General features: G+C 72.5%; 23 protein-coding genes and 1 pseudogene. 17 read left to right on the plus strand and 7 right to left on the minus strand.

The genetic code is table 11. The features are described 5' to 3' along the window. Positions 1–22: 22 nt before the first annotated feature. The 4 genes from DNK56_RS10745 to DNK56_RS10760 form a co-directional block, all read right to left on the minus strand. Complete coding sequence (locus tag DNK56_RS10745) at positions 23–928, minus strand: carbohydrate kinase family protein (protein ID WP_111332920.1); 906 nt, start codon at positions 926–928, stop codon at positions 23–25. Further along, positions 925–1,866, minus strand: coding sequence for a pseudouridine-5'-phosphate glycosidase (locus DNK56_RS10750; protein WP_111332922.1), 942 nt, complete (start codon positions 1,864–1,866; stop codon positions 925–927). Before DNK56_RS10750 ends, DNK56_RS10745 begins: the two co-directional genes overlap by 4 nt. A 119-nt stretch (positions 1,867–1,985) precedes the next feature. After that, positions 1,986–2,528 carry a methylated-DNA--[protein]-cysteine S-methyltransferase gene (locus tag DNK56_RS10755; RefSeq protein ID WP_111332925.1) on the minus strand — a complete coding sequence of 181 codons (543 nt, stop codon included), beginning with the start codon at positions 2,526–2,528 and terminating at the stop codon, positions 1,986–1,988. 50 nt (positions 2,529–2,578) lie between these two features. Beyond that, entirely contained in the window at positions 2,579–3,514 is a 936-nt protein-coding gene (locus DNK56_RS10760; protein ID WP_111332928.1) for a glycerophosphodiester phosphodiesterase, read from the minus strand. A 231-nt stretch (positions 3,515–3,745) separates the two neighbouring features. Between DNK56_RS10760 and DNK56_RS10765 the strand changes: the two genes are divergently transcribed. The 5 genes from DNK56_RS10765 to DNK56_RS10785 all read left to right on the plus strand — a co-directional run bounded on the left by DNK56_RS10765 (position 3,746) and on the right by DNK56_RS10785 (position 10,926). Then, positions 3,746–4,624 (plus strand): MHYT domain-containing protein, encoded by an 879-nt coding sequence (locus DNK56_RS10765; RefSeq protein ID WP_111332931.1) that lies wholly within the window; start codon positions 3,746–3,748, stop codon positions 4,622–4,624. Between the two features lie 61 nt (positions 4,625–4,685). Beyond that, the gene (uvrB, locus tag DNK56_RS10770; RefSeq protein WP_111332933.1) at positions 4,686–6,836 is read left to right on the plus strand and encodes an excinuclease ABC subunit UvrB; all 2,151 of its coding nucleotides are present in this window, start codon (positions 4,686–4,688) and stop codon (positions 6,834–6,836) included. Between the two features lie 163 nt (positions 6,837–6,999). Beyond that, entirely contained in the window at positions 7,000–7,578 is a 579-nt protein-coding gene (locus DNK56_RS10775) for a TerD family protein (RefSeq protein ID WP_111332936.1), read from the plus strand. A 169-nt stretch (positions 7,579–7,747) separates the two neighbouring features. Next, positions 7,748–9,685, plus strand: coding sequence for a TerD family protein (locus DNK56_RS10780; protein WP_111332939.1), 1,938 nt, complete (start codon positions 7,748–7,750; stop codon positions 9,683–9,685). 263 nt (positions 9,686–9,948) lie between these two features. Beyond that, positions 9,949–10,926, plus strand: coding sequence for a TerC family protein (locus tag DNK56_RS10785; RefSeq protein WP_111332942.1), 978 nt, complete (start codon positions 9,949–9,951; stop codon positions 10,924–10,926). Positions 10,927–10,947: 21 nt separating this feature from the next. Here DNK56_RS10785 and DNK56_RS10790 read toward each other — a convergent pair. Then, positions 10,948–11,133, minus strand: a pseudogene (locus DNK56_RS10790) (MBL fold metallo-hydrolase); the annotation flags it as partial. An 18-nt stretch (positions 11,134–11,151) separates the two neighbouring features. Between DNK56_RS10790 and DNK56_RS10795 the strand changes: the two are divergent. Continuing rightward, entirely contained in the window at positions 11,152–12,666 is a 1,515-nt protein-coding gene (locus DNK56_RS10795) for a recombinase family protein (protein WP_158558533.1), read from the plus strand. Positions 12,667–12,745: 79 nt separating this feature from the next. On the opposite strand, the gene DNK56_RS34680 is transcribed toward DNK56_RS10795, so the two are convergent. Beyond that, complete coding sequence (locus tag DNK56_RS34680) at positions 12,746–13,336, minus strand: helix-turn-helix domain-containing protein (RefSeq protein WP_146610501.1); 591 nt, start codon at positions 13,334–13,336, stop codon at positions 12,746–12,748. A 146-nt stretch (positions 13,337–13,482) separates the two neighbouring features. Between DNK56_RS34680 and DNK56_RS10805 the strand changes: the two genes are divergently transcribed. The 6 genes from DNK56_RS10805 to DNK56_RS10830 all read left to right on the plus strand — a co-directional run bounded on the left by DNK56_RS10805 (position 13,483) and on the right by DNK56_RS10830 (position 18,120). Beyond that, positions 13,483–13,692, plus strand: a complete 210-nt coding sequence (locus DNK56_RS10805; RefSeq protein WP_111332948.1) for a hypothetical protein — start codon at positions 13,483–13,485, stop codon at positions 13,690–13,692. Then, positions 13,689–13,880 (plus strand): hypothetical protein, encoded by a 192-nt coding sequence (locus DNK56_RS10810; RefSeq protein ID WP_111332951.1) that lies wholly within the window; start codon positions 13,689–13,691, stop codon positions 13,878–13,880. Before DNK56_RS10805 ends, DNK56_RS10810 begins: the two co-directional genes overlap by 4 nt. 285 nt (positions 13,881–14,165) lie before the next feature. Beyond that, the gene (locus DNK56_RS10815; RefSeq protein WP_146610500.1) at positions 14,166–15,143 is read left to right on the plus strand and encodes a helix-turn-helix domain-containing protein; all 978 of its coding nucleotides are present in this window, start codon (positions 14,166–14,168) and stop codon (positions 15,141–15,143) included. Between the two features lie 82 nt (positions 15,144–15,225). After that, entirely contained in the window at positions 15,226–16,635 is a 1,410-nt protein-coding gene (locus DNK56_RS10820) for a replicative DNA helicase (protein WP_111332956.1), read from the plus strand. A 145-nt stretch (positions 16,636–16,780) separates the two neighbouring features. Next, positions 16,781–17,638, plus strand: coding sequence for a hypothetical protein (locus DNK56_RS10825; protein ID WP_111332959.1), 858 nt, complete (start codon positions 16,781–16,783; stop codon positions 17,636–17,638). Beyond that, on the plus strand, positions 17,635–18,120 hold the full coding sequence (locus DNK56_RS10830) for a hypothetical protein (RefSeq protein ID WP_111332961.1): 486 nt from the start codon (positions 17,635–17,637) through the stop codon (positions 18,118–18,120). The genes DNK56_RS10825 and DNK56_RS10830 overlap by 4 nt, the downstream gene beginning before the upstream one ends. Positions 18,121–18,475: 355 nt before the next feature. Here DNK56_RS10830 and DNK56_RS10835 read toward each other — a convergent pair whose 3' ends face one another. Beyond that, positions 18,476–19,207: a GntR family transcriptional regulator gene (locus DNK56_RS10835; RefSeq protein ID WP_111332964.1), complete on the minus strand. Its 732-nt coding sequence runs from the start codon at positions 19,205–19,207 to the stop codon at positions 18,476–18,478. Between the two features lie 383 nt (positions 19,208–19,590). Here DNK56_RS10835 and DNK56_RS10840 point away from each other — a divergent pair, with 383 nt between their 5' ends. The 5 genes from DNK56_RS10840 to DNK56_RS35305 all read left to right on the plus strand — a co-directional run bounded on the left by DNK56_RS10840 (position 19,591) and on the right by DNK56_RS35305 (position 21,624). Next, positions 19,591–20,064 carry a hypothetical protein gene (locus tag DNK56_RS10840; RefSeq protein WP_111332967.1) on the plus strand — a complete coding sequence of 158 codons (474 nt, stop codon included), beginning with the start codon at positions 19,591–19,593 and terminating at the stop codon, positions 20,062–20,064. After that, positions 20,061–20,243, plus strand: coding sequence for a hypothetical protein (locus DNK56_RS10845; RefSeq protein ID WP_111332969.1), 183 nt, complete (start codon positions 20,061–20,063; stop codon positions 20,241–20,243). Before DNK56_RS10840 ends, DNK56_RS10845 begins: the two co-directional genes overlap by 4 nt. Before the next feature lie 212 nt (positions 20,244–20,455). Further along, complete coding sequence (locus DNK56_RS10850; RefSeq protein WP_146610499.1) at positions 20,456–20,647, plus strand: hypothetical protein; 192 nt, start codon at positions 20,456–20,458, stop codon at positions 20,645–20,647. Positions 20,648–20,720: 73 nt separating this feature from the next. Beyond that, complete coding sequence (locus DNK56_RS10855) at positions 20,721–21,011, plus strand: hypothetical protein (RefSeq protein WP_111332975.1); 291 nt, start codon at positions 20,721–20,723, stop codon at positions 21,009–21,011. Positions 21,012–21,084: 73 nt separating this feature from the next. After that, positions 21,085–21,624: a hypothetical protein gene (locus tag DNK56_RS35305; protein ID WP_241989956.1), complete on the plus strand. Its 540-nt coding sequence runs from the start codon at positions 21,085–21,087 to the stop codon at positions 21,622–21,624. The last annotated feature ends 85 nt before the right edge of the window (positions 21,625–21,709 follow it).

The following is a 21,709-nucleotide window of genomic DNA, read 5'->3' on the forward strand; positions in this document are numbered from 1 at the left end:
GCCACCCGCTACGCGCCGCCCGTTACGCGCCGTCCGGCAGCGGCGGCCGCCCGCCCACCGTGCCCACCGCCTCCGCACCCGCCCGGCAGCCCGCCTCCGCGCACGCCACCTCGTCCGCGCCCGCCAGCCGCGCCGCCAGGAACCCGCCGGTGAACGCGTCGCCCGCCCCCGTCGAGTCCACGGCCGCCCGCACCGGCGCCGCCGGCACCCGGCCCGTCACCACGCCCCCGGCGGCCAGCAGCGCCCCGCCCCCGCCCAGCGTGACGACCACCCGGCGGTCCGGCAGGCTCAACTCGGCCGCCGCGTCCGCCGGTTCCGCCAGACCCGTGAGCAGCAGCGCCTCGTCCGCGTTGGGCAGCAGCAGATCCGCCCGCGCGGTCAGGGCCAGGAACCGGTCGACGCCCAGACCGGCCAGGAAGCCCGCCGACGCCGGATCGACGCTCACCGGGACGCCGCGCCGTACCGCCTCCCGCAGCGCGAGCAGGGCCGTCGCCCGGCTCGGCCCGGCGAACAGCAGATAGCCCGAGAGATGGAGGTGGGCGATCCCGTCGAGCAGCGAGGGCGACCAGTCGGCGGGGGACAGCCGCAGCACCGCGCCGCTGTCCGTGAGGAACGTGCGCTCGGCGGCGGAGTCCACCAGGGCGACGACGGTCGCGGTCGGCGCCTCCTCGTCCACCGCCAGCAGCCCCCGTACGCCCGCCCGCCGCAGCAGGCCCCGGTGCCAGTCCGCCGCGTCGGCGCCGACCCGGGCCAGCAGCCGCACGTCACGGCAGCCCGCCCGCGCCGCCCAGCAGGCCACATTGGCGCCCGCGCCGCCGGCCAGGGTGCGGATCACGGCGGCCGTGTCCGTGCCGTGGGCCAGCGCCGCCGTGTGCCGGGCCACCACATCGGTGACCACGTCCCCGACGACGAGGAGGCCGCCGCTCACCGCGCCGCCCAGGCGCCGGCGATCCGCGCGGCGAGCACCGCATTGCCCCGGACCGCCGCGAGATTGGCCTCCAGCGAAGCGCCCCCGGTGTGCCGCACCAGATGGCCGAGAAGGAACGGCGTGACCGCCTGGCCCGTGATCCCCCGCTCCCGGCACGCCGCCAGCGCCTCGGCCAGCACCCGGTCGTGCAGCGCGGGGTCCAGCTGCTCCTCCTCCGGTACGGGGTTGGCCACGATCAGCGCGGCTTCGGGCCCGCCGAGCGCGTCCGCGGCCCGCATCACCTCGGCCACCTCCCCGGGCGAGGTCACCGTCCAGTCGACCGGCTCGCCGGAACTGCTCAGATAGAAGCCGGGAAACATGCCGGTGCCGTAGCCGAGCACCCCGACGCCCAGCGTCTCCAGCCGTTGCAGTGTGGCCGGGACGTCCAGGATCGACTTCACGCCCGCGCAGATCACGGTGATCCCGGTCCGGGCCAGCAGCCGCAGGTCCGCCGACTCGTCCTGGGTCTGCGTCCAGCCCCGGTGCACCCCGCCGAGGCCGCCCGTCGCGAAGACCCGCAGCCCGGTCCTGGCCGCCAGGAACGCGGTCGCGGACACGGTCGTCGCCCCGCTCGCCCCGGTGGCCAGCGCCGGGGCGAGGTCGCGGTGGCCCAGCTTCCGCATCCCCTCGTCCCCGGCCACCCGCTCCAGCCCGGCCCCGTCCAGCCCGATTCTGGCCCGGCCGTCCAGCACGGCGACGGTCGCGGGCACGGCGCCGGCGGACCGCACAAGACCCTCCAGCTCTGCGGCGACCCGCAGATTGCGGGGGCGGGGCAGGCCGTGGGCGATGATCGTCGACTCCAGGGCGACGACCGGCCGGCCGTCGGCGAGCGCGGCCCGCACCTCGGCGGAGACGACCGGCGCGTACGGGGTGGTACCGACAGGCGCATTGAGTGACATGTGCACATCCCTGTCGCGGCCGGCCGGGACGCAAACGCGCGGGCCTGCCCGGATGGCGCGAAACCCCCACAGCCCTCCGCCCGTCCGGGCGCCAGGGGAACACGCGGACGGCACCCCCGTCAGAACAGTGGTTCGGGCAGTACCCCCTCCAGGGCCAGCAGCCGCCGCTTCGTCTCCAGGCCGCCGCCGAAGCCGCCCATGCCGCCGTCGTTCTCCACCACCCGGTGGCACGGCACCACCACCGGCAGGGGGTTGGCACCCATGGCCGCCCCCACCGCCTGGGCCGCCCCCGGCCGGCCGACCCGGTCGGCCAGTTCGCCGTACCCCGCGACCGCCCCGTACGGCACACCCCGCGCCAGCTCGCGCAGCACCTGGCGGTTGAAGCCCGCGGTCAGCGACCAGTCCAGGTCGAGCGAGAACTCCCGCAGCGTGCCCGCGAAGTACGCGGCGAACTGGCGGACCGGCTCCGCCAGCCGGGCGGAGCCGGGCGCCTCGACGGGCTCCGCGCCGAGCCGGTCGCGCAGCCGGTCCAGCGCGGCGTCCCGTATCTCCGGGCGGGCGTGGAAGACGACGCTCACCAGCCCCGCTCCGGTGGCGGCCAGCATCAGCGGACCGATGTCGCTCTCGACGACGGCCCACTCGACGACCCCGTTGCTGTCCATGCCCCCACCGTACGGCCGGCCACTGACAACGGGGCCGCCTTCCGGCCGGATCAGCCGCCCGTGGCCTCGCGGACCACGTCCGGGGCGTTGGAGATGATGCCGTCCACGCCCGTCCCGGCCGCCTCGACCGCGGCCGCCGCGTCGTTCACCGTCCAGGTGTTCACCCGGAGCGGCTTGCCGTGCGGACCCTTCAGCGCGTGCACCGCCGACACGTAGTCGCCGGACAGCTTCGTCCGGGACGGGTTGATCTGGTCGGCGAACTTCGCGTACGCGGGCAGCTCGGCGACGGCCGGATTGCCCAGGAAGCCGGTGACGACGTCCGGACGCAGCGCGTGCACCGTACGCACGCTGTCCGCGCCGAAGCTCTGGACCACCAGCCGGTCGCGGACATGGGCCCGGTCCAGCCAGCCCTCCTCGTTCAGCACCCGGAGCGTGGCCCGCTCGATGCCCGGGTAGAGCTCCGGGCTCTTGATCTCCAGCAGCAGGTTCTGCCGGTTGTGGGTCAGCCGCCGCAGGTACTGACGCAGCGTCGGCACCCGCGTGCCCGTGTACCGCCGGTCGAACCAGCCGCCCGCGTCCAGCCGGGAGATCTCGTCGAGCGTGAAGTCGCGGACCGCCCACGGCGCCCGGTCCGGGAACACCTCCTCCGCGTTCGTCGTCCGCTTCAGATCCGTGTCGTGCATGACGACCAGCACCCCGTCCCGGGTGAGCTGGACGTCGTTCTCCACCCAGTCGAAGCCCATCCGGTCCGCCCGGTCCACGGCCACGAGGGTGTTCTCGGGGGCGTACGCCGAGGCGCCCCGGTGGGCGTAGACGCGCGGGCCGCGCGCCGCGGCGTCGGTGGCCTGGCGCATCGGGGCGACCTGTGCCGGCGGCCGGGTCACGGGGGTGTCCCCGGCCGGAGTGCCGGGGTTCGGCATCAGCAACGTGCCGGCGCCCATGACGGCGGCGGCGGCGACGGAGGCGGTAGCGGTGCCTGCGTACACGTGGACTCCTTGCGTCAGAGTTGCGGACGGCCCGAGCGTCCCAGCCGCCCCCGAACGGAGGACAGGCGAAGGATGGCCACCGTGTGAACGCACCCCGGGGACCGCGCCACGCGCCCTCGGCCCGGTCGATAAGATGCGGCACTTCTGTTGTGTCCGCCGGGCCTTGCGTCCGGACGACAGGCCCTGGGATCGTCCTGACCCGGAGCTTGCTGCTGCGAAGGGCGTACAAGGATGCAGGGCACAATCGACGGCTTCGGCTACGGGGCGGTGACCCCTGCGGCGGCGTTCCTCATGGCCTGCCTCGGTGCGGCGCTCGGCCTGCGCTGCACCACGCGGTCACTGCGTACCGAGCGATCCTTCAGGGCCGGCCGGCTGGCTCTCGGGGCGACCTCCATCGGTTCGGGGATCTGGACCATGCACTTCGTCGCGATGGTGGGGTTCTCCGTCGAAGAGGTGACCATCGGCTACGACAAACCGATCACCTTCGCCAGCCTCGCCGTCGCGATCGTCGTGGTCGGCCTCGGAATCTTTCTCGTCGGGTACCGGGGCGCCACCCGGATGGCCCTGGTGACGGGAGGCACGATCACCGGGCTCGGTGTGGCCTCCATGCATTACCTCGGCATGGCGGGCATACGGCTTGATGGGCGGTTCGAGTACGACACGCTGACCGTGGCCCTCTCCGTGGTCATCGCCGTGGTGGCCTCCACCGCCGCGCTGTGGGCCGCCGCCTCCGTCCGCGGCTTCCTGTCGAGCCTCGGCGCGAGCGTCGTGATGGGCGTCGCGGTCAGCGGCATGCACTACACCGGCATGGCCGCGCTCCGGGTCCACCTCCACCCCGCCGCGCTGACCGAGGTGGCCCCCGCCGGGGACGGCGCCGGCGACCTGCTGGTGCCGATGCTGCTCGGACCCGTCTGCTTCCTGGTGCTGGCCGCCGTCGTGGTGATGTTCGATCCGCTGGTGATCATGGGCACGCCCGACTGGGACGACCCGCTGACCGCGCCCGGCCGGGCCCCCGGCGTCCCGGCGCGGGTGCCCCGCTTCGGCACGTACGCCGATCCGGCGTCCTTCTCCGCCCGGCCGCGCGACGCCGTACGCCCCGTGGACTGGTGAAACGCCCCCCGCGCGGCCGCCGACGGAGCCCGTTGTCAGTGGCGGGCCGTACGGTGGTTGCATGCGGCCAGTCTCGAAGATCGAACGTACGGTGGCGCCTTTCGAGGTCGTCAGCCCCTACCAGCCCAGCGGCGACCAGCCGGCGGCCATCGCCGAGCTGGAGAAGCGCGTCCGCGCGGGCGAGAAGGACGTCGTGCTCCTCGGCGCGACCGGCACCGGCAAGTCCGCGACCACCGCCTGGATGATCGAGAAGCTGCAGCGCCCCACCCTGGTGATGGCGCCCAACAAGACGCTCGCCGCCCAGCTGGCCAACGAGTTCCGCGAGCTCCTGCCCAACAACGCCGTCGAGTACTTCGTCTCGTACTACGACTACTACCAGCCCGAGGCGTACGTCCCCCAGTCGGACACGTACATCGAGAAGGACTCCTCGATCAACGAGGAGGTCGAGCGGCTGCGCCACTCCGCGACGAACTCCCTGCTCACCCGGCGCGACGTCGTCGTGGTCGCCTCCGTCTCCTGCATCTACGGCCTCGGTACGCCCCAGGAGTACGTGGACCGCATGGTCCAGCTCAAGGTCGGCCAGGAGATCGACCGCGACCAGCTGCTGCGCCGCTTCGTGGAGATCCAGTACACCCGCAACGACCTGGCCTTCACCCGGGGCACCTTCCGGGTGCGCGGCGACACCATCGAGATCTTCCCGGTCTACGAGGAGCTGGCCGTCCGCATCGAGATGTTCGGCGACGAGATCGAGGCCCTGTCCACGCTGCACCCGATCACCGGCGAGGTCATCAGCGAGGACCGGTCCCTGCACGTCTTCCCCGCCAGCCACTACGTGGCCGGACCCGAACGCATGGAGAAGGCCGTCAGCGGCATCGAACAGGAGCTGGAGCAGCGCCTCGCCGAGTTGGAGAGGCAGGGCAAGATGCTGGAGGCCCAGCGGCTGCGCATGCGCACCACGTACGACATCGAGATGCTGCGCCAGATCGGCACCTGCTCCGGCGTCGAGAACTACTCGATGCACTTCGACGACCGTTCCCCCGGCACCGCCCCCAACACCCTCCTCGACTACTTCCCCGAGGACTTCCTGCTGGTCCTCGACGAGTCGCACGTCACCGTGCCGCAGATCGGCGCCATGTACGAGGGCGACGCCTCCCGCAAGCGGACCCTGGTCGACCACGGCTTCCGGCTGCCGTCCGCCCTGGACAACCGCCCGCTCAAGTGGGAGGAGTTCCTCCAGCGGATCAACCAGACGGTCTACCTCTCCGCCACCCCGGGCGCCTACGAGCTGTCCCGCGGGGACGGGTTCGTCGAGCAGATCATCCGCCCCACCGGCCTCATCGACCCGGAGGTCGTCGTCAAGCCCACCGAGGGCCAGATCGACGACCTGGTGCACGAGATCCGCGAACGCGCCGAGCGCGACGAACGCGTCCTGGTCACCACGCTCACCAAGAAGATGGCGGAGGACCTCACCGACTACTTCCTGGAGCTGGGCATCCGGGTGCGCTACCTCCACAGCGACGTGGACACGCTGCGCCGCATCGAGCTGCTGCGCGAGCTGCGCTCCGGCGAGTACGACGTGCTGGTCGGCATCAACCTCCTGCGCGAGGGCCTCGACCTGCCCGAGGTGTCCCTGGTGGCCATCCTGGACGCCGACAAGCAGGGCTTCCTGCGCTCGGGCATCTCGCTGATCCAGACCATCGGCCGCGCGGCGCGCAACGTCTCGGGGCAGGTCCATATGTACGCCGACAAGGTCACCCCGGCCATGGCCCAGGCGATCGACGAGACCAACCGGCGCCGCGAGAAGCAGATCGCGTACAACACCGAGCGCGGCATCGACCCGCAGCCGCTGCGCAAGAAGATCAACGACATCGTCGCCACCATCGCCCGCGAGGAGGTGGACACCGAGCAGCTCCTCGGCACCGGCTACCGGCAGGGCAAGGAGGGCAAGGCCCCGGTGCCCGCCCTCGGCAAGCACGCCGTGCCGGGCGACGGGAAGGCGGCGCGGTCCGGCAAGGGGGCCGGGCGCGGCCGGGACGCCGCCGCGGTCACCGACCGGCCGGCCACCGAACTCGCCGGGATCATCGAGGAGATGACGGACCGGATGCGGGCGGCCGCCGCCGACCTCCAGTTCGAGGTCGCCGCCCGGCTGCGCGACGAGGTGGGCGAGCTGAAGAAGGAGCTGCGCCAGATGCGCGAGGCGGGCCTCGCCTGACGGCCGGGCGCGCGACGGACGCGCGGCGGGTCCGGAGGGGCCCGCCGTGTGTTGCAGGAACGACACAAAACGGCCCGCGCCCTCCGCGCGGGTGACACCACTGCGTAGGGTGCTGGGCAACCGCACAAGGACGGTTGCGGGGAAAGCGGAGAGGGGACAGCGCGTGACGGTCAATATGACCAAGGGCCAGGCCATCAGCCTGCAGAAGAGCGATGGGGGGACCCTGACCGCGGTACGGATGGGGCTCGGCTGGCAGGCGGCGCCGCGCCGCGGTCTGTTCGGCTCGCGCACCCGTGAGATCGACCTGGACGCCTCGGCGGTCCTGTTCGCCGACAAGCAGCCGGTCGACGTGGTGTTCTTCCGCCACCTGACCAGCGACGACGGCTCGGTTCGGCACACGGGCGACAACCTCGTGGGCGGCGCCGGCTCCGGCGGCGACGACGAGGCGATCCTCGTGGACCTCCAGCGGGTGCCGGTCCACATCGACCAGATCGTCTTCACGGTGAACTCCTTCACCGGCCAGACGTTCCAGGAGGTGCAGAACGCCTTCTGCCGCATCGTGGACGAGACCAACGGCCAGGAGATGGCGCGCTACACGCTGGACGGCGGCGGGCAGTACACCGCGCAGATCATGGCGAAGGTGCACCGCGCGGGCAACGCCTGGAAGATGACCGCCATCGGCACTCCGGCCAACGGCCGTACCTTCCAGGACCTCATGCCGGCGATCCTGCCGCACCTGTAGCAGGCACCGGACCCGCGCGGACGGGTCCGCACCGGGGCCGGGGCAGCTCCCGGCGGCAACGGCCGCCGGGAGCTGCCCGCATCGCGGCACCACCACCCGGCACCTCCGCCGGGAGCACCACGCGCCACACCACAGCACACCAGCGGTACATCGTCGAGGGGACAGGGCAATGACGGCCGAGCTGGTCCGGGGGCAGAACCACACCTTGCCCCAGACCCGTCTGGAGATCCGGATATCGGCCGGGACGCCCGTCGTGGCCGGTGCCACGCTCGGCGACGAGCACGGCAGGGTGCCCGGCATCGAATGGATCGCCCACCCCGGCTCCCCGCAGCTGCACGGCCTCGAGGTCTCCCGGCAGGCCGCCGCCGGCCACCGGCTCGCCGTCGACCTCGACGCCCTGCCCGAGGGGGTCCACCGGGTCACGGTGCTGCTGGCCCTCCCGGTGGACGCCGGCGGCCCCGCCACCTTCGGCGCCGTCGCCTCGCCCTTCGTCGCGGTCACCGGCCTCGACGGCGACGAGATCGCCACGTTCACCCTGACCGGGCTCGACAGCGAGTCCGCGGTCGCCGCCCTGGAGCTGTACCGCCGCCAGGGCGCCTGGAAGGTCCGGGCGGTCGGCCAGGGCTACGCCGGGGGCCTCGCCGACATGCTCGCCGACCAGGGCGTGGACCGGGCCGCCGAACTGGCCGGGACCATCCAGGAGGCGGTCGCCCGCGGGCTGGCCCGCTCGGTGGCCCCGCCGCCGCCCCGCACCCCGGAGGGCGACCGCGTCCGGCACGCCCCGGCCCCCGCGCCGGGCGGCGACGCACAGCCCCCCGCCCCGCCCGTGCCGCCGGCCGCCCCGCCGCAGCCCGAGCCGCTGGCCGAGCCCGCCGCGCCGGGCGGCCCGATCAACTACGCGCACCCGCGCCGGCAGTCCACCGCGCCCCCGCCGCCGCCCCCGGCCGCGCCGCCCGCCGAGCCCGGCCGGCCCGCCCAGCCCGTCGCCGGGGACGCCACCGGCTGGTCCATGGACGAGCGCCTGTACAACCAGGTGTGGGGCATGTTCGAGGACCTGTCCCGTACCGTCGCCGCCTACCGCAGCGCCGTCGACTTCGCCGAGTCCCGGATGGACCAGGAGCTGGAACGCACCCTGTCCGACCCGCGCAGCCGCATCGGGAACACCGGCGACCTGGCCCGCCAGGAGGCCCGCGCCAAGCGCGACGAGCTGACCGCCCGCGCCCGCGAGTCCCTCGACCGCGACCTCGCCCAGCTCGCCGCCGAGTCCGCCGTGGTGGAACCCGCGCTCCCGGCCCCCTACGCCGGCTGGGACAACCCCGTCTGGCACGGCTACCGGGCCCCGATGGAGATCCCCATGGCGCTGCGGATCGGCGACCTGCACCTGCCGGAGAGCGCCGACGTGCGCATCCCGCTGCTGGTCCGGCTGCCGCTGGAGCGGGGCATGTGGATCGACAGCGGGCGCACGGCGTCCCAGGCCGCCGCGCTGACCGGCACCGACGAGCTGCGCAGGCTGGCGATGGAGGCCGCCGTGCTGCACGCGGCCCGGCTGCTGGCCGTCTACCCGCCCAACGAGTTCACGGTCCACGTCATCGACCCGGCCGGTTCGGCGGCGGGACCGCTCGCCCCGCTGGTCCGCTCCGGGGTACTGCCCTCGCCGCCCGCGTCCGGCGCGCAGGGGGTCGCCGCGGTCCTGGCCCACCTCACCCGGCGGGTGGACCTGGTGCAGATGGCGATCCGGGCCGGTGCCGCGGACTCGCTGCCGCCCGACCTGGACCCGGCCGAGCAGCTGCTGATCGTCAACGACTTCCCGCACGGCTTCGACGACCGCGCGGTCACCCAGCTGCGTTACCTCGCCGACGAGGGGCCCTCCGTGGGCGTCCATCTGATGATGGTCGCGGACCGCGAGGAGGCGTCCGAGTACGGCCCGGTCCTGGACCCGCTGTGGCGCTCGCTGCTGCGGGTCACCCCGGTCGCCGACGACCATCTGGCCGACCCCTGGGTCGGTCACGCCTGGACGTACGAGCCGCCGAGGACGCCGCCGGGCAGCGCGGTCCTGGACGACGTGCTGGCCCGGGTGGCCGAGGCGCGCCGTACCGGACACCGCTGACCCGCAGCCTTTCCCCGCACCGAGTGAAACGCCTCTGACCTGGGCTTTTGGAGATTATTTAGGCTTCTCTTTACCTTTCCTTGGGACTTCCTGTACCGTTCATGGGACGGAGGGGAGTACTCCCGTACGCGACGTTCCCGTCAATACGGACCGTGACCGGTTCCGGGGCGTCGGCCTCGGCGCGCAGCCCGTGCGCCAGGTGGAAGAGACCTCCGGCAGCGACGACGCTGATCAGAAGCCCGTAGCGAACTGCCGGAGGCGCAGTGGACGTTTCATGGACCCTCTGGGCGCTGACCATCATCGGTCTCAGCGCCCTCATCGCCGTCGACTTCTTCATCGGGCGCAAGCCGCATGACGTGTCGACCAAGGAAGCCGGGATCTGGACGATCGTCTGGATCGTGCTCGCCGCCCTCTTCGGGCTCGGGCTGCTCGTGGCCGGTGAGACCCAGGCGTCGGGCGAGTTCTTCGCCGGTTACATCACCGAGAAGTCGCTCAGTGTCGACAACCTCTTCGTCTTCGTGCTGATCATGGCGAAGTTCTCGGTGCCCTCCCACCTCCAGCAGCGGGTGCTGCTCATCGGCGTGCTGATCGCGCTGGTGCTGCGGGCGATCTTCATCGCCGCCGGCGCCGCGGTCATCGCCAACTTCTCGTGGGTGTTCTACATCTTCGGCGCGTTCCTCATCTACACCGCCTGGAAGCTCATCCAGGAGGCGCGGGCCGGCGAGGAGGAAGAGGAGTTCGAGGAGAACCGCCTCCTGAAGAACATCGAGCGCCGCTTCGGCGTCGCCGACCGGTACCACGGCACCAAGCTCTTCATCCGCAACAACGGCAAGCGCGTCCTGACCCCGCTGATGGTCGTCATGCTCGCCATCGGCACCACGGACGTGCTGTTCGCGCTGGACTCGATCCCGGCGATCTTCGGCCTCACCCAGGACCCGTACATCGTCTTCACCGCCAACGCCTTCGCCCTGATGGGACTGCGCCAGCTGTACTTCCTGATCGGCGGTCTGCTGAAGAAGCTGGTCCACCTCAGCTACGGCCTGTCGGTGATCCTCGGCTTCATCGGCGTCAAGCTGGTGCTCCACGCCCTGCACGAGTCCGGGGTGAACGTCCCGGAGATCTCCATCCCGGTCTCCCTCGGCGTCATCTGCGGCGTCCTGGTGATCACCACGATCACCAGCCTGATGGCCAACAAGAAGCAGGCCGCGGCCGACCAGGAGAAGACGGCCGACCGCGTCTAGCGCGACGGACGGCCCCGCCGTTCACCAGCCGCGGGCGCGCCACTCGGGCAGGTGGGGCCGTTCGTCCCCCAGCGTGGTGTCGCGCCCGTGGCCCGGATAGACCCAGGTCTCGTCCGGCAGCGGGTCGAAGACCTTGGTCTCCACGTCGTGCAGCAGACTCGCGAACGCCTCGGGGTCCCGGCGTGTGTTGCCGAGGCCGCCGGGGAAGCCCTAGGGTTCTGCCCCGTGAACACTAAGACGCTCCCGCGCCGCACCATCGTCTTCTTGTACGCGCGGATCTCCGAGGACCCGCGCGACCGCCGGCGGGGCGTCAACCGGCAGATGAGCGACCTGCGCACGTTCTCCGAGGAGAACGGCTGGGAGGTCGGCGGCGAGTACATCGAGAACGATGTCTCCGCTCACTCAGGGGAGGAGCGCCCCGAGTACGACCGGCTGATGGCCGACGCCATCGACGCCGCGAAGGAGCCGGGTGCTCGTGTCATCGTCGCGGGCTACCACCCGTCGCGTGTCTGGCGGCGCCGTGTCGAGCGTGCGCAGGCGATCGAGGATCTGCGGCACGCGGGGTGCTGGGTGGCGTTCGAGTCGGGCGGCCTGTTCAACATGGCGAAGGCGTCGGACCGGTCGCAGCTCGCCAACCTCGGTGAGTCCGACACCGCCGAGTCCGAGGTGAAGAGTGAGCGGGTGGCTCGGGCCGCCCTCGAACGCGCCCAAGAGGGCCGGGCGAACGGCGCTGTGGCGTATGGATGGCGGCGTCAGTACGAGTATGACGCCCGGGGGCAGGTCAGCGGATTCCATGACGTCGAGGACCCGGTGCAGGCCGCCGTCGTCCGCGACATCGTCACCCGGCTGCTTGCCGGAGCCAGCCTTATCGGCATCACGGCCGACCTGAACGAACGAGGTGTGCCATCGCCCGGAGCTGGCATGCGGCTCAAGCGGCGGGCGGTCGGGCAGAACGAGGACGGTTCGCTATGGAACAAGACCAGCGTGAAGAAGCTCGCGCTGCGGCCGGCGAACGTGGGACTGCGTGTGCACCAGGGCGTGGAGTACAAGGCGGCGTGGCCCGCGCTCATCACGGACGAGCAGTACGCGCAGCTGCGGAACCTGTTCGCGGAGCGGACCGTGGTCCGGGAGCTGCCGGGCGCGCGGAAGCACCTGCTGACATGGGGTGAGGTCGCCACATGCGGGCCGTGCGGGGCCGTGTTCCGGGTCGCGCTGAGGGGAAACGCGAAGTACGGGAAGAAGAAGCCGACGTACGTCTGCGACGCGAACGGCTGTGTCGGCCGGAATGAGGAAGCGCTCGACCGTCATGTGGGGCGCGTGGTCGTGGGGCTGCTGTCGCGGCCCGAGGCGGCCGAGGTCTTCCGCGGGGACGACTCGGCAGCCCTGGCGGCTCTGGAACGGGCGGAGGGGCTGAAGGCGCGCCAGGAGGCGGCGGCGGACGACTACGCGGACGGGATCATCACCCGAGAGCAGTTGCGGCGCATCACGGCGAAGCTGGCGAAGCAGATCACGGACGCGCAGAACGAGGCGCGCCGGTTGCGCCCGGCCTTCGACCTCGACGCGTTCGACGGCCTCGTAGGACCACGGTCGGCGGAGACGTGGGAAGCACTTGAGGTGCCGCAGCGGCGGCGGGTCCTGGACGGCCTGGGCCTGCGGCTGAGGGTGCACCCGGTGGCGCGGCGCGGCCCCGGGTTCGACCAGAGCACCATCGAGCTCCAGTGGGCGCGGACGGACGACTGAGCGCACGGATGCCGTAGCGGGAGTGGCCCCGGGACATCCCGGGGCCACGTTGTCGTTCCGGCCGAGGTCGGGGGGCGGCTCAGTCGTCGTGGTTGCCGTGCTGGTCGAACTCGACCTGCTCGCCGGTGCTGACCTCGCGCAGCTTCCCGTCCCGGCCACGCTGGTAGTACCCGCGACCGCCGGAGTCCTCGAAATGTGCCGCCCTGCTGGCCGGTGAGCGGTCGTAGCTGCGGATGCCCAGAGGCCGGGCGTAACGCTGGAAGTCGGCGTTCACGGTCCCGTCGTCGCCCTCGGGAACGGTGAGCGGGCGGCGGCCCTCCGCCCATGCCCACACGATCGTCGCGTCGACGTGGCCCATGCCGGTCAGAGTGATGCTGCCCGATCCCTGGTGGGGGAGCAGCAGAGCGTTCGGGTTCACGCCGAGGGCCGCGGCGAGGGCGGTCAGGTCATCGACGTCGATGCGGCGGACGTTCTTCGCCGGCTCGGCGCCGGCCTCGGGGGTCCGCCCGTTCTCGATCTTGTTGAGGGCGTCGGCGCTGAGATTGTGGCCGCGCCGCTTGAGGTCGGCTGAGAGCGCGCGGAGGCTCAGTCCTCGCGCCTCGCGAAGCCTGCGGAGATTGTCCGCGACGGCCCGGGAAGTGGGGCCGAGGTCCATGGGTCCAGTCGCCATAACCGCGACAATATCTGTCGAGATTTCCGAGGTGTGCGTGTGCGTTGTGGCGACGGAAGAAGGTCGCTGCTAGTGTCGCGATAGTTCCGACACTTACCGGTTGTACCGAGTGGGTTGTCTTGATTACACAGGCAGGAGTCCTGGTTATGTCGCACATGCCCACGCCCCAGACGCTTCAGTCGGGCGAGTGGATGACGCCCCGCCAGGTGTCGGCGGCGACGCACTACGCCCTCCAGACGCTCGCGAACAATCGCTCTCTCGGGATCGGCCTGCCGTACATCAAGCTCCCGACCGGCCGCATCTGGTACCGGCGCGCGGACGTCGAGGCCCTGCTGGGCGGGGCGGTCGCCGCGTGAACGTCAGCCCGGACGGCTGGTGTTCACCGGCCGCAGGACAGGACGTCGAGGCGTTCATCGCTGAGTTCGTCGCATCCCGGCCCCCGCTCACCGGGGCGGAGGTCACCGAGCTACGCGCGATCTTCCGGCCCGCCCTGGCCAAGGTCGCGCAACGCGCGGCCTCCGAGGCGGACACCGATGCCGCCTAACCGCACGCAGACATGCGAAAGGCCCGGCTCCCTCTCACAGTCGCCGGGCCTCTCCAAGCACTCCGTAGGAGCACCTTCTGTGCGCCACACCCTAGCGGGCCCCGTAGTCCGCACCAACAATCCGGGCTGGTTTTGGGCCGCCGGTACGAACACCGCTCGGCCCGTCGTCTCCGGGGGTCTGGGGACCAGGCCGAGCGGCTTCCTACTGGAGGCCCCCAGCATGACGCACCTGTCCGCCTGCCGCACCGCCGCCACGGCCGGCGCCTCGATCAATGGGGGTGCCCGGTGATCCAGCACATGAACCTGGTCTTCGGCGCCGAAGGTCTCACCGTCGGCGAGGGTGCGTTCCTGATGGCCTGCTGCAACCACACGGACGATCGCGGTTACGTGATCGCGTCCATGCAGCAGCTCGCCGACGAGTCGCACATGAAGGAGCGGACGGCCCGCGACAACAAGCAGCGGCTTATCAAGCGCGGGCTGCTCGCCGCCGCCGAGCGGTACCACCCGAAGAACGGTGCGCGCATCGCGGACCTGTACCGCGTGAACGTCGATCTGCTCAAGCAGATGCAGCGCAAGCCGAAGGACTACGGGCCGACCGTCGTCGAGGAACTCACCTTCACCACCCCCGAGGAAAGCAGCAGGTCAAACCCCCCGGCAGATTCCGCCAGGGGGGCGGCGGATTCCGCAGGAGGGGCGGCGGATCCCGCCTCTACGCCCCCGGCGGATTCCGCCCCCCTTCTCCCTTCCTCTCCTGAGCCCTCTTCTCTCTCAGACGGCCCGGACGCCTCACCGGAACCCACAGCGACGGCGGAGAGAGAGACCAGCGCTGCGCGGCAAGACATCCCGGGTCAGCCTGCCGCTTCCCCGGAGGTCACCGGCACTGCCGCCCCGGTGCCCGGCGACTTCATCGCTCAGGCCCTCGCCGCCTCCTGGCACCAGGCGCACGGAGTCCGGCCCGGACGCAGCCAGCTCCGCGACATCGCCGCCGACGCCGCCGCAGCACAGCAAGACGGTGCCGCGCCGGACTGGCTCCTGTCCGCCGTGGTGCCGTTCATGGTCAGCCGCCGCTACCTGGACCTCGGCCGGGCCCTGACCCACCGCGACTGCCCGTCCGCCCGACCCGCCGCCAACGGCCAGGCCCCCGGCGGCCGGACGTGCCCTGACGGCCGCTGCGACGGCTCGGGTGTGGCCTACCGGCCGGACGACGCCCGCCAGGAGTCCCCGCTGCGCTGCACCTGCCGCACCCGCCGCGCCACCGCCTGACCACCAGCAACACGAAGCGGGCCGCCCCCTTGCCCGGGACGGCCCGCCGACACCCAACCCGAACGCGATCCCGGGAGTGCCGATGACCACCACCGTACCGACCCAGCATGACCACGCCGGCCTGGCCGACTTCACCCGTGTCCCCCCGCAGGACCTCGATGCCGAACGCGCCGTCCTGGGCGCGCTGCTGCTCCCCGGCGCGTACGCCGCCGACGCCTACCAGGCCGCCACCGAAGCGCTCCACCCGCTCGGAGCCCAGGCGTTCTACCGGCCCGCACACGCCACCATCTACGCCGCGATCATGGCCGTCCACGGCCGCGGCCAGCAGGCCGACCCGATCCTGGTCGCGGCCGAACTCGCCAAGGCCGGCGACCTCGCCAGGGTCGGAGGCGCCTCGTACCTCCACGCCTGCGTGCAGGAAGTCCCCACGGCCGGGAACGCGGCCTATTACGCCGAGATCGTCCTGGAGAAGGCCCTCGTCCGCCGCACCATCGAATCCGGCACCCGCCTGGTGCAGATGGGCTATGACGCGGCAGCCGCCAGCGGCGACGACGTTCGCGCCCTGATCGACGCCAGCGCCGCCGAGCTGCTGAACCTCGCCCCCGCGCTCGACACCGGCCAGGACCCCGCCGGATGGGACGCCCCGATGGGTGACCTCCTGGACGAGTGGGAGGGCGAGCAAGCCAGCGGCCCCGCCCCCGGCCTTCCCATGCCTTATGACGACCTCGGCACCATGCTCACGTCCGGGCCCGGGAATCTCGTCGTCGTCGCCGGCCGCCCCGGCATGGGCAAGTCCGTCGTCCTCCTCGACCTCGTCCGCCACCTGGCCATCGCCAGCGACATGACCGCCGCGTTCATCTCCCTGGAGATGGGCCGTCCCGAACTGGTCTCCCGCCTGATCGCGGCCGAGGCGTCCATCCCGCAGCACCACATTCGCCGCCGCGAGCTGGACGCGGCTGACTGGGACCGATACCAGGCCGCCCGAACGCGGATCGCTCAGTCCCCGCTCCGCCTGGTCGTGCCTCCTGGCGGCATCACCGTCGCCCAGATCCGGGCGCAACTCCGCAAGTGGGCCATCGAGGACCGGCTGCCCGTCGCCGTCGCCGTGGACTACCTCCAGATCGTCAAGCCCGAGCAGACCACCGGCCGGGGAGGCAACCGCACCAACGAGGTGGACGCCATCGCCCGCGGCCTCAAAGAACTCGCCATCGAGTTCAACGTCACCGTCTTCGCCGCCGCCCAGCTCTCCCGCGCGACCACCAGCCGCGAGGAGAAGCGCCCGCAGCTCTCCGACCTGCGTGAGTCCGGCGAGATCGAGCAGGCCGCCGACGCCGTGGTCCTCCTCCACCGGGAGGACTACTACCAGAAGGAGCACCCGGCCGCCGGAGAGATCGAGTTCAGCGTCGGCAAGAACAGGCACGGAGCCACCGGCACCGTGACCGCCGCATTCCAGGGCCACTACAGCCGCGCCAAGGCATTCGAAGCCATGTGATCACCGCGCGCACGGACCTGGCCGGAAGCCCCCCAAGGCGGAGCCCTGCGGCCCGCACAAGGGCAGACCCGGCCCCCAGGGCCCCCCGCCAACCCATCACAGGCCCGCACAGGGCCGCACAAGCGATCACCAGGAGGAGACCGAGATGACGACCGAGGAACGCGCTCGCTGGAACGCGCTGGAGGTCCGAGAGCCGGGCCAGGTGCCAGCCGTCACGCCCCTGGCGTGGCAGGTGGCCAAGCACACCGTCCACGCGGACCGGCTGATGAACAACCTGCTGCCCGCCGACTTCCCGCACGAGGTGGAGCGCGGGACGGCTGGTGACGCCCTGGCCGTTCTCGCCCTGCGGGAGTCCATCCGCCGGGACGTCGAGCACGGGCGCGGCACTCGGGTCCATGAGGCGCTGCTGCTGGGGGCGTCCTGGTCCGAGGTGGCTCGCGCGCTGGACGTTGAGCCGGACGAGGCCAGGGAACTGCTGCGTACGTGGGCGCAGAGGCAGCGGAACATGTGGCTGCGGAACGAGGCCGAAGGCATCCGCCCGTTCGGGCTGGACACCGCCGCGCACGAGGTCGTGCTCGCCTTGTGCGAGCGCAGCGACGACGAGGCGCCGGCCTCGACCGTGGCCCCCGCCGAGGAGCAGCACGACGACACGGAGCCCGTGAAGGAATCCACCCGCCGCTACGCCGAGGAGCTGCGCGGCAACCCGGGCACCGCGTCGGCGGACGGACACACCGGGTGGGAGTGCAGCGGGGGCGCCTCGCTGATCGTGGAAGCCAGTGCCCCGGGGCCCGGGAAGCTGGGCACCCACCACGGCGTGATCTACGCGTGCGCCGCTCACCGGGCCGCGGCCGTGGAGCGCATCACGGGCGCCGGGTACGAGGTGGACCCCCGCCCCGCCCCGCCGGGGCACCGCTGGAACCCGTGGCCGTGCGGCCATGTGACGGCGCACGACGCGGCGTCCCTGGCCGCCCTCTCCCAGCAGGGAACGGGGGAGCAGCGGTGACGACGGCCGACCTCCGCGACCGGTACAGGAAGATGCGCAGCGCCGAGCTGCTGGAGGAGGTGCGCGTCCTGGCCGCCGAGTTCGCAGGCGGAACCGGGCGCGCGGCCGAGCTGGCCGCTGCCGCCTCGATCCTCCAGTACCGGTACAGCTTCCCGCTCCACCAGGGCCCGCGTGGCCCGCGCCCCGACTCGGGACTGCCAGACGTTGACCTGATGCGGCGAGTCGTTTTCCAGGCGAACGGATTCCTGGCCGTCCCGGCCGGGGAAGTGCGAGCAGCCATGGGGAACCGGGTGACGCTGAACCTGTGCTCGGCGCCGGACCCGCTGCCGGTCGAGGACGACGCCCTGGTGCTGCTCTACAACCCGCTCGCCGGGGTCGCATCGCTGGTGGGCCGCCTCACTCGCGGGGAGGACGCCACGGACGCCTTGGAGGACGTGGAGGGGCGTGCGGTGCACAACCGGCCCCCGTACGAGGAGTGGTGACCCGGGCTCACTGACCGGCGGACGCGACTGCGGCCGTCCCCCTATGACGACCTCGGCCGAGGGCTGATGGAAGGGGGACGGCCGCAGTGCTGTGCACGGCCCCAGGTGCTCGCCTGCGGAGCGGAGCGGCCGGGGCCGGCGAGGTGGAGGCTACCGGTTGCGTGGACCACCTCGAGGACGGTGGGCACAGAGCCGGACGCCGTGGCGGGGGATACTTTCGCGGCACTGCGGGTTCGTCTCCATCCCCGCGATCGCGATGCCCTCCCAGCGGAGGCGACAGCGGAGGCCCGGCACCTGATGGTGCCGGGCCTCCGTCGCGTTTCGGCGGCGCCAAGGGGATGCACCCCGATCGTGGTTACGGCGTGGGCCGCAAGGATGTGGTCCAGCGGAGGATGGTCGATCCGCCAGCGACCTTCACGGCCACCTCCACCACGCGCCCGTCCGTGAGGGTCACGGTCCTCACCACCTGCGTCACGACCACGTCCCCCGCCGTGAGGCCGAGAGCCGTCTTCTCGGCCTCCGTGGCGAGTCGGGACGTCACCTCTTCCAGCACCTGGTCCTGAGCCGCCCCCAGGCGCTCCGCCGCCAACTCCCGCGACCCGCCAGTGGACACAGGCTCGGCCAGCTCGGGCGTCACCGCCATCACGTACGCGGGGTAGTAGGAGCTGCTGAGGTGTACCGGTGCACCGCCCCGGCTCACGACCCGTCGGCGGACATGGACCGGCGTCCCCGGTGTCACGTCCAGCCGAGGAGCCACCAGCTCGTCCGCGCCGACCGTGCCGATCTCCAGAATGCGGGAGGACTCGCCGCCGCCGAGAGCGCTGCCGGTGGCCTCGTACATCTGGACGCGGGCCGCGATGTTGCTGCTTGACGGCCCTGCAACGACCGTTCCGACGCCTGTCTTCGCGAGGGTCAGACCCTCCATCTTGAGCATCCGATAGGCGCGGTTGGCCGTCGTCTGCGCTACGCCGAACTGCTCGCAGACCTGCCGAAGCGACGGCATGGTGTCGCCCGGTCGCAAGTCTCCGTCCTGGATGCGGCGCCTGTAGTGCGCCGCGATGTCCGTGTACCCGGTGCTCTCGGACATAGCTACCTCCTTCCTGGTGTGGTGGTTGCACTACGAGCGTAACTGACGTGAAGTTGTATCGCTACCAGTAGCGCTTGACAGGGAAAGTGGTCTACATTGGGGGTGCGCCGCCTCACAGACGGTGAAGGGTCCCGGGACAGAGCGGGGCGAGGTTCGTCGGCACGCGCCCACGGGTGCGCCTGGGCAACGCCGGACGGTGGGTCACCAGACCTACAACCACCAGCTCGTGTTGGTGGAACTGGTGATGGAGCCCCGACAGGGAGACCACGTTCATGCAGGTCAGGCCGGTTCGATTCCGGACCGGGGCACTCGGCGTACCAGGGAGCTACAGACCCCCGGAAGCGCCGCGCACCACCGCACCGCCGCTCACCAGGAGGCCCCCCATGCTCAACCTGATCACCCGTCGTACCGCGCGTGCCGCCCGCGTCCTCGCGGACGCCGTCCGCTCCGTCGTCGCCCCGGCCGCCCTGGTCCGCGACCACGCCCCGGCCACCGCCGTCCCGGACCCGGCCGACGTCCTCACCCCCGAGGAGGCCGCCGCGATGGCCGAGGAGATCGAGACGGCCGGCACCGCCTACGCCGACGCCGCCGACCTGGCCCGCGCCGGGGACCGGGGCAAGCGCAAGGCGCGCCGCCTACTCGATCGCGTCCCCGCCGGACGGTACGGCGCGGTCCTGATCGAGCGCGTCCAGTCCTCCCGCCAGACCCCGGACCTGGAGGCCATCCGCGCCACCTACGCCCGCCTCGACCTCGGGGACGTCCCCATGCGCTCCTGCGCCGCCTCCCTGCGCGTCACGGTCGCCGAGGAACTGGCCGCGCCCGCCCCGGCCGCCGCCCCCGTGCTGGTCGCCGCGTGAGCGCCCCCGACGCCCCGGCCCCGAAGCCGGAGCCGACGCCGCTCCTCGTCCTCCGCGTCAGCCGCGACAGCGGCCGTACGTACGGCCCGCCGCGCGTGATCACGACGGACGACAAGCTCGCCCCGCTGACCACCTCCGAGTGGCCCCCCTGCGAGTGCCCCCGGCACCGCACCCCCTGAACCACCCGGGCGCAGCACGACGGCCCCCCCGGCGGCGCTACAGACGCCGTGAGCCCGGAGGGCCGTCGCTGCGCCCCAACCGCCTACATCACCAGGAGAGAGGGAACGCACGTGGACCGTACCAACATCACCCCGGCCGCCGACCACGAGGGCGACAGCGACCCGATCATGGACGAGGCCCTGCGCCGCGTCCGGCAGGGCCGGTGACCGCCGTGACGACTCCCCCCGCCACCGACCGCGAGGAGCTGCGCCAGCTCCGGGAGCGGGCCGAGACCCGCGCCGTGTCCGGCTCCGCCGATGCCGGCACCTGGCGGCTGCTCGCCACCGTCCTCGCCCTGACGACCGGCCACGTCGAGCTGCCCCCGAAGGTCCGCGTGGAGCTCCACCTGGAGGCCCTGCGATGACCGACGCCGAGCGCGAAGCGATGCACCGGAAGCTCGCCGAGACGAACCGCCGGTCGTCCGGCGGGAGCGGGAAGTGACCGCCCGCCGGGCCCTCGCCCGGAACATGGACCGGCTGCTCCTGCTCCTGGTTGTCGCCGTCGTTTCCGTGCCGCTCTACATGGCCACGGAGACGACGGCCGCGATCCTCGCCCGCCGCCGGTACGAGCCGCTCCCGAGCTGGCTCGCCGCCCTCCTGGACGGCCTGCACGGCCGCCTCTCCGGGGACCCCTTCGCGTTCTGGCTCTCTGCCGGCACGCTCCGGGCCCTCACCGGGTTCGACGCCCTCCTGGACCGCGTCGACCGCACCGGCCGCCGCTACCGCTGACCACCCGCACACACCGCGCCGGGCCCACCACCGGGCCCGGCGCCCCCCGTCGAGGAGACGCCCCGTGTACCGCATGATCCGTACCGCCGCCCTGAACGCCCTCCACGGCGACCGCGCCGAGCTGGACCGGGTCCGCGCCGAGCTGGAGCAGACGCGCACGGACCTGACCGCCGCCCAGACCGTCGTCGAGATGGCCAACGACTCCGCGATCCGCGCCGAGGACACCGCCGAGCGCCTGGCCGCGCAGCTCGACCAGGCGCAGCGCACCGCCGACGAGCAGTTCGAGGGGATGCGCACCGTCCTCGGTCAGGCGACCGCCGAACGGGACGCCGCCCGCGCTCAGGTCCTCCTCGACGCCGAGGACCGCGTGGCCCTGCGGGCGCTCCTGCGCACCGCGCGGCGGCAGACCGCCCGCACGGCCCGCGTGCACGTCCTGTTCCGGTACGGGGCGCTGCACAGCGTCCACGCCAGCCCGGAGGCGGCGGAAGCCGCGGCCGAGGCCGAGGGCGCCCCCCGCGAGGGGTGGACCTCCCTCAAGCCCGGAGCCGCGCTCCCCCCGGCTGCAGAGACCCCGTGGCGGGTCCAGGCGCTCCCCCTCGGGGGCGTCGACTGACCCCGCCGCCCATCACGCCCGCGCGGACGACGGCGCGGCCCCTGGCAGCTTCGGCCACTCGAGGCCGCGCCCCCGGACACCTTCG

The organism is Streptomyces sp. AC1-42W, from assembly GCF_003248355.1.
Lineage (GTDB): Bacteria > Actinomycetota > Actinomycetes > Streptomycetales > Streptomycetaceae > Streptomyces.

Excerpts from the sequence above, each read along its gene's own strand:
- DNK56_RS10750 (WP_111332922.1), bottom strand. The coding sequence starts at position 1,866 with ATGTCACTCAATGCGCCTGTCGGTACCACCCCGTACGCGCCGGTCGTC.
- DNK56_RS10755 (WP_111332925.1), bottom strand. The coding sequence starts at position 2,528 with ATGGACAGCAACGGGGTCGTCGAGTGGGCCGTCGTCGAGAGCGACATC.
- DNK56_RS10765 (WP_111332931.1), top strand. The coding sequence starts at position 3,746 with ATGCAGGGCACAATCGACGGCTTCGGCTACGGGGCGGTGACCCCTGCG.
- uvrB (WP_111332933.1), top strand. The coding sequence starts at position 4,686 with ATGCGGCCAGTCTCGAAGATCGAACGTACGGTGGCGCCTTTCGAGGTC.
- DNK56_RS10780 (WP_111332939.1), top strand. The coding sequence starts at position 7,748 with ATGACGGCCGAGCTGGTCCGGGGGCAGAACCACACCTTGCCCCAGACC.
- DNK56_RS34680 (WP_146610501.1), bottom strand. The coding sequence starts at position 13,336 with ATGGCGACTGGACCCATGGACCTCGGCCCCACTTCCCGGGCCGTCGCG.
- DNK56_RS10805 (WP_111332948.1), top strand. The coding sequence starts at position 13,483 with ATGTCGCACATGCCCACGCCCCAGACGCTTCAGTCGGGCGAGTGGATG.
- DNK56_RS10820 (WP_111332956.1), top strand. The coding sequence starts at position 15,226 with ATGACCACCACCGTACCGACCCAGCATGACCACGCCGGCCTGGCCGAC.
- DNK56_RS10825 (WP_111332959.1), top strand. The coding sequence starts at position 16,781 with ATGACGACCGAGGAACGCGCTCGCTGGAACGCGCTGGAGGTCCGAGAG.
- DNK56_RS10835 (WP_111332964.1), bottom strand. The coding sequence starts at position 19,207 with ATGTCCGAGAGCACCGGGTACACGGACATCGCGGCGCACTACAGGCGC.
- DNK56_RS10840 (WP_111332967.1), top strand. The coding sequence starts at position 19,591 with ATGCTCAACCTGATCACCCGTCGTACCGCGCGTGCCGCCCGCGTCCTC.
- DNK56_RS35305 (WP_241989956.1), top strand. The coding sequence starts at position 21,085 with ATGATCCGTACCGCCGCCCTGAACGCCCTCCACGGCGACCGCGCCGAG.